This window comes from Caenispirillum bisanense (assembly GCF_900230255.1).
Lineage (GTDB): Bacteria > Pseudomonadota > Alphaproteobacteria > Rhodospirillales > Rhodospirillaceae > Caenispirillum > Caenispirillum bisanense_A.
Map to the genome: position 1 here is coordinate 1 of NZ_OCNJ01000028.1, position 5,847 is coordinate 5,847.

Here is a 5,847-nt window from a genome sequence, read left to right on the forward strand (position 1 = left end):
CGCTTTTCGGACTCCAGCTAGGAGGGCCGAAATGGGCCCTACGAGGCCCAAGAAGGGCAGGGGAGGGGCAGCACCGCAGGGCAGGGGACGCCGGACCGTCTCCAGCATCGAGAACGACGGAGAACACGTCTCATCCTGCACGAGGACCGGACGGTGGCGAGTGGCTCTGCGTGTCGACGAGGATGGACTTGCCGGCCCCGTTGGGGTCGGCAAGCAGAGCCATGACCCTGCTCACGGAACGCCGGTTTCTCGCACGATTTCACCGGCGTCCGAAAGGCCTACTCCTCGACCGAGGCGACGGCGCTCGGCGAAGAAGGCTTCCGCTTCCGGCGAAGGCGTTGCCATCTTCTCGCCGAAGGCTTCCAGCCAGACGTCGTGTTCCTCGGGCCCAAGGGCGTCGGTGGATAGAGATCCCGAAAGGACGGCTTCAATCTTGCGGTCGTCGAAGTTGCCAGCCATGGGCGCCTCCTGTGGTGGCGGGACAGACTACGCCGCGGCGGCCGGCGTGGGACCAGCATAGCCGATGTTGGCGGCCTGCAGTCGCACTGGATGTCGGCGGAGCCGGCAGAGGACACCCCGTATCTGATGGTCCTGGGCGCCCGGCAGCCGGCAGTCGCACCGTAAGCGGGTCTCCTCCCCCACCTGTTGACGAAGCGCGCTCTGCCGCATCGTGATCGCTTTCCGAGGCGAGCGAGGTGCGGCCGCGATGGATGACGACAGACTTGATGCCTGGCTTGGAGACAGAGATGAAGCCAGGCCGTACCAGCGGGTGGAGGTCATCACGGGCCGCCGGCAGCGCCGACAGTGGACGGCGGATGAGAAGGCGGAGATCGTGGCGGCGAGCGCGCAACCGGGCGCCAGCATTTCGGATGTGGCGAGGCGGTACGGCGTGAACCGCGGCCTGCTTACGGTGTGGCGACGGGACGCCAACATCGCCAAGGGAGCCGCGATCGCGGCCGGCGGTCCCTTCGCCGAGATGGTGGTCGAAGCTCCTAAGCTGGAGACGCGCCCGCCGCAGCCCGATGCACGGCGGCCGGGTCGCATCGACGTGGTGGTCGATGGCGGGCACGCCGTGCTGTCGGGCGACGTCGATCCCGCTTTGGCGGTCGCCGTCATCGGCGCCCTGCGGAGGCCGCGGTGATCGCGCCGCCGACGGGCGTGAAGGTGGTGCTCTGCACGCAACCGGTGGACTTCCGCAAAGGGCACGACGGCCTGGCGGCGGTCGTGCAGGAAGCCCTGCGGCGCGATCCCTTCTGCGGCGACCTCTTCGTTTTCCGCTCGAAGCGGCTGGACAGGGTCAAGATCCTGGCGTGGGACGGCAGCGGCCTGTGCCTGTTCTACAAGCGGCTGGAGACCGGCCGCTTCACGTGGCCGCCGGTGCGTGACGGTGTCGTCACGGTGTCGCCGGCGCAGATGGCGATGCTGCTCGAAGGGCTCGACTGGTCGCGCGTCCGGCGGCGGTCGGTCGAAGCGCCCAAAGCCGCCTGTTGAGCCGGTTTCCGGCTGGCCCGGCGACCCCGGAGCGGGTAAAATCCGGCCATGCCACTCGACCTCGACACCCTGCCGACAGATCCCGCCGACCTGCGTCGGCTGGTTCTGGCCTTGGCCGAGGAGCGCGACGTCGAAAAGGACCGCGCCGACCGCCTCGAGCACCTCCTGGTGCAGTTGAAGCGGCTGATGTTCGGCCGGCGGTCCGAGAAGCTCGACCCCAACCAGTTGGCCCTCGCCTTCGAGGACCTGGAGCAGAGCATCGCCGCCGTCCATGCCGAGATGGACGCGGCCGCGCCGGTGGAACGGCGCCGTCGACGGACGGGTGACGAGCGGGCCTCGCTGCCCAAGACCCTGCCCGAGATCGAGCGCGTCATCGACGTCGCGCCCGAGGACAAGGTCTGCCCCTGCTGCAAAGGCGAGCGGCACGTGATCGGCGAGGACGTCAGCCGGCGGCTCGACGTCGTGCCGGTGCAGTACCGCATCCTCGTCACCCGGCGTCCGCGCTACGGCTGCCGGACCTGCGAGACCGGCGTGGTGCAGGCGCCGGCACCCGATCATGTCGTCGCCGGCGGCCTGCCGACGGAGGCCCTGATCGCCCAGGTGCTGGTCGGCAAGTACGCCGACGGCCTGCCGCTCTATCGCCAGGCCCGCATCCTGGCGCGCCAGGGCATCGAGATCGACCGCTCGGTGTTGGCCGGCTGGGTCGGCCATGCCTGCTGGTGGCTGAAGCCGCTGTACGAACGGCTGCGGCTGCACCTGCTGTCGTCGGCCAAGCTCTACGCCGACGAGACGCGCCTGCCGGTGCTCGACCCGGGGCGCGGCAGGACCAAGACGTGCCAGCTCTGGGCCTATGCGCGAGACGACCGGCCCTGGGGCGGCGGCGATCCGCCGGCGGTCGCCTATGTCTATGCCGCCGGCCGCGCTGCGGACCACGCGCGCGACCACCTCAGCGGTTTCGCCGGCGTCCTCCAGGTGGACGGCTATGCCGCCTACAAGAGCGTCGTCACGGCGAAGGCCGGCGCCGCCTTGCCGCTGCCGATCACGCTCGCCTTCTGTTGGAGCCACCTGCGGCGCAAGTTCTACGAGCTTCATGTGAAGCAGGGGTCGCCGGTGGCCGCGGAAGCCCTGCGCCGGATCGCTGAACTGTACCGCATCGAGAGCGAGATCCGCGGCCGGGCGCCGGAGGAACGCCAAGCCGCTCGGGCCGAGCGTACCCGCCCGCTGGTGGAGAGCATGCGGACCTGGATCGACGCCCAACTCGCCCGCGTGTCCGGCAAAGCGCCGCTCGCCGAGATCCTGCGCTACGCCGTCAACCACTGGGACGGCCTCTGCCTCTTCCTTGATGACGGTCGCGTCGAGATGGACTCCAATGCCGTCGAGCGCTGCATCAGGCCGGTGACTCTGGTCAGGAAAAACTCGTTGTTCGCCGGCTCCGACGGCGGCGGCGACCACTGGGCCATCGTCGCGTCCCTCATCGAGACGGCGAAGCTGAACGGCGTCGAGCCCTTCGCCTATCTGAAGAGCGTCCTCGAGACGATCGTCATGGACTTCCCCGCAAGCCGGCTGGACGAGCTCCTGCCCTGGAACTGGAAGGCCGCCGTCAACGGCTGATCGCCGTGGGCGATATGCCCCGCTTACGTCGCACCAGATGCCGGCGAAGCCGGCGCTGATACCCCTCCCCAGTGGGACTTGAGGCGGCCCGTGGCCCTGGAGGGCCGGGGAGGAGCGCGTCGTACATAGGCACCGCGGGGTGAGGCGGCGCGGCCTTCGTCCGCCCCGCTTCGTCGAGTGGCACTGGTGCTCACGCTGCAGGGGAGGAGTGGGTGCCGTCTAATCTGTCTAACGGTGTCTAGTCGAGATTCAGCCCCATTAGACACCCAGGAGCGCCCCCTAAACCGTTGATTCTTATTGTATTTTTTATGAAGTTATCACTAAGTGTCTAATCTGTCTAATGGTTCCGTGGGTATAGATATGTTGGAGAGGCCGCCACTGCGTCAGATGTAGTAATTTCGCTAACGCGGCATGCGTCCGTCTATTAGCGTCTATGTGTGCGGGGAATCATTAGACACTTTAGACACCACCATCCGAAAGCTAGGATTTCTGCGGCTTTGAGCCTGTCTAATGGCCCTGTCTAATCGCGTGTCTAATCGCCTGTCTAATGGTCTACGAGGTCTTCACCAGCGAGGCCGGGCGCCATCAGACACTCACACCTCCCGCACCCCATTAGACACCTCATCCTCCCTGCAGCGCGAGCCCCCGGTGCTCCTCGACGAAGCGGGGCGGTCGAAGGCCGCGCCGCCTCTCCCCGCGGTGCCTATGCCAGTTCCTCCCGCCGGCTTTGCCGGCCAGGTACCCCATCAGGGCCTCCGCACCCTCCGGCGCCTACGTCGGTCCCCTCCGCCTGCTTGCCCCTCCGGCGCCCTCCGCTGCCGCCTCCACCGCCCTCGGCTGTCTTCCGCCGGTGATGCCTGCGGCATGCGGGTGCGCTATGCTCAGGCCCACATGCCTGACGGAGGTTGCCATGCAATTCGTGCCGGTGCGCGGGTCCGACCGCAAGCTGGTGGTGGACGACCAGGACTATGATCTGGTCGGTAACCATCCGGTGAGTACCGCAGGCGCCCAGGATCTCAGCGCGGTCGCTTGAGCGGCGGCGGTGCCTGGCCGATGGCCCTCAGGTCGTCGATGATGGTTTTCAGGGTCTCGATGCCGTAATCGGTGAAGGCGGTCGCCACGTCTTCCCCGACGCCGTAGACCCGCAGGCAGCCGTCCTCGGGGACCATGTCGATGGAGAGCTCCCACAGCCAGTCCTCGTCCTCCCCCAGCATCTCGGCGACACGGGCGATGGTGAAGACGGCGGCGATGGCGGCCATGGTCAGGCCGCCTGGCGTTTGGCGCTATCCTGCGGCCGCCAGTTCCAGGGGAGGAGATCGTCGATCCGGTGGGCGGGGTGCTCGGCGATGCGGGCGAGCACGTCGGCCAGCCAGGCCTGCGGATCGACGTCGTTCATCTTGGCCGTCACGATGAGGCTGTACATGGCGGCGGCGCGCCGGCCGCCGCGGTCGGAACCGGCGAACAGCCACGACTTCCGTCCGAGGGCAATCCCGCGCAGCGCCCGTTCGGCGGCGTTGTTGGACAGGCAGACGCGGCCGTCGTCGAGGAAGCGAGTGAAGGCGGGCCAGCGCTTGAGCATGTAGTCCATCGCCTTGGCCAAATCGTTGCCGCGTGACAGACCGGCGCGCTGCTCCCGCAGCCAGGCCTCCAGGTCGGCGACCAGCGGCGCGCTCAGCTCCTGACGAACGGCGCGACGCTCCTCGGCGGACTGGCCGGTGATCGCGCGCTCGATGTCGAACAGCGCGTCGATGCGGCGCACCGCCTCCAGGGCCAGCGGCGAAATCACCGCTCCGGTCTTGCCATGCGCCTTGCGGCGGGCATTGGAGGCGAGATCGGCAAGCGCGAAGAACGGACGCCGGGCATGGGCCCAGCAGGCGGCTTCCAGGATGGGGCCCGGCCTGCGGTCGGCCTCGTAGAGCTTGCCGTAGCCGCCATAGGCGTCGGCCTGCAGCAGGCCGGCATACCCGGCCAGATGCGCCTGGGGATGCTCGCCGGCGCGGTCGCGGGAATAATAGAACATGGCCGCCGGCGGCGCCGGGCCGCCGAACGGGCGGTCGTCGCGGGCATAGACCCAACATCGGCCGGTGTCGGTCTTGCCCTTGGCCAGGACGGGGACGGTGGTGTCGTCGGCGTGCAGCCGCTCGGCGGCGAAGACGTGGGCCTCGATCCGCCTGATCAGCGGCTCCAGCGCGGTGCAGCCGGCGCCGACCTGGTCGGCCAGGGTGGACAGCGCCAGCGGCACGCCCTCCCTGGCATAGCGCTCGGCCTGGCGGTTGAGCGGCTGGTGCTGCCCGAACTTCTCGAACAGGATCATCGCCAGCAGGCCGGGTCCGGCCCAGCCGCGGGGCGTGACGTGGAACGGGGCCGGCGCCTGGGCGTTCGTCTCGCAATCCCGGCAGCTGAACTTCTCCCGCACCCGCTGGATCACCGTCCACTGGCGAGGGATCACTTCCAGGGTCTCGGTCACGTCCTCGCCGATCTTGCGCAGCCGCTCGCCGCCGCAGCAGGCGCAGGCGGCCAGCGCCGGCTCGACGATCCGCTCGCGCGGCAGGTGCTCGGGGAAGGGCTGGCGCGACGGCCGCCGACGGGTGAAGGGCGCCACGGTGGTGGTGCGCGCCACGGCCTGCTCGGCGGCGAGTTCGTCGTAACGGTCCGCCGTATGCCGCGGTCGCAGGGCTCGCCGCGACGCCGGGCGACGGTATAGGAGATTTGGAGAGCTGGCGGCAGGCGGTGTAACGGTCAGGC

6 protein-coding genes and 1 pseudogene are annotated in these 5,847 nt (G+C 68.9%); 4 read left to right on the plus strand and 3 right to left on the minus strand.

Annotation, left to right across the window (positions count from 1 at the left end):
- Positions 1-231: 231 nt before the first annotated feature.
- Positions 232-459, minus strand: coding sequence for a hypothetical protein (locus tag CRP50_RS25385; protein WP_141415261.1), 228 nt, complete (start codon positions 457-459; stop codon positions 232-234).
- Positions 460-706: 247 nt separating this feature from the next.
- On the opposite strand from CRP50_RS25385, the gene tnpA reads away from it, so the two are divergent.
- The 4 genes from tnpA to CRP50_RS26395 all read left to right on the plus strand — a co-directional run bounded on the left by tnpA (position 707) and on the right by CRP50_RS26395 (position 4,135).
- Positions 707-1,141, plus strand: coding sequence for an IS66-like element accessory protein TnpA (gene tnpA, locus CRP50_RS24560; RefSeq protein WP_097281836.1), 435 nt, complete (start codon positions 707-709; stop codon positions 1,139-1,141).
- Positions 1,138-1,491: an IS66 family insertion sequence element accessory protein TnpB gene (gene tnpB / locus CRP50_RS24565; protein WP_097281837.1), complete on the plus strand. Its 354-nt coding sequence runs from the start codon at positions 1,138-1,140 to the stop codon at positions 1,489-1,491. The genes tnpA and tnpB overlap by 4 nt, the downstream gene beginning before the upstream one ends.
- A 48-nt stretch (positions 1,492-1,539) precedes the next feature.
- Entirely contained in the window at positions 1,540-3,102 is a 1,563-nt protein-coding gene (gene tnpC / locus CRP50_RS24570) for an IS66 family transposase (RefSeq protein WP_097281838.1), read from the plus strand.
- A gap of 910 nt (positions 3,103-4,012) precedes the next feature.
- Positions 4,013-4,135 (plus strand): hypothetical protein, encoded by a 123-nt coding sequence (locus CRP50_RS26395; protein ID WP_281257969.1) that lies wholly within the window; start codon positions 4,013-4,015, stop codon positions 4,133-4,135.
- Here CRP50_RS26395 and CRP50_RS24575 read toward each other — a convergent pair.
- Entirely contained in the window at positions 4,119-4,361 is a 243-nt protein-coding gene (locus CRP50_RS24575) for a hypothetical protein (RefSeq protein ID WP_097281839.1), read from the minus strand. The genes CRP50_RS26395 and CRP50_RS24575 overlap by 17 nt on opposite strands.
- Before the next feature lie 2 nt (positions 4,362-4,363).
- A pseudogene (gene tnpC / locus CRP50_RS24580) lies at positions 4,364-5,746 on the minus strand (IS66 family transposase); the annotation flags it as partial.
- Positions 5,747-5,847 lie beyond the last annotated feature (101 nt).

Bases quoted from the DNA above. Each gene is read 5' to 3' on its own strand.
- CRP50_RS25385 (WP_141415261.1), bottom strand. From the start codon at position 459: ATGGCTGGCAACTTCGACGACCGCAAGATTGAAGCCGTCCTTTCGGGA.
- CRP50_RS26395 (WP_281257969.1), top strand. From the start codon at position 4,013: ATGCAATTCGTGCCGGTGCGCGGGTCCGACCGCAAGCTGGTGGTGGAC.
- tnpC (WP_097281838.1), top strand. From the start codon at position 1,540: ATGCCACTCGACCTCGACACCCTGCCGACAGATCCCGCCGACCTGCGT.
- tnpA (WP_097281836.1), top strand. From the start codon at position 707: ATGGATGACGACAGACTTGATGCCTGGCTTGGAGACAGAGATGAAGCC.
- CRP50_RS24575 (WP_097281839.1), bottom strand. From the start codon at position 4,361: ATGGCCGCCATCGCCGCCGTCTTCACCATCGCCCGTGTCGCCGAGATG.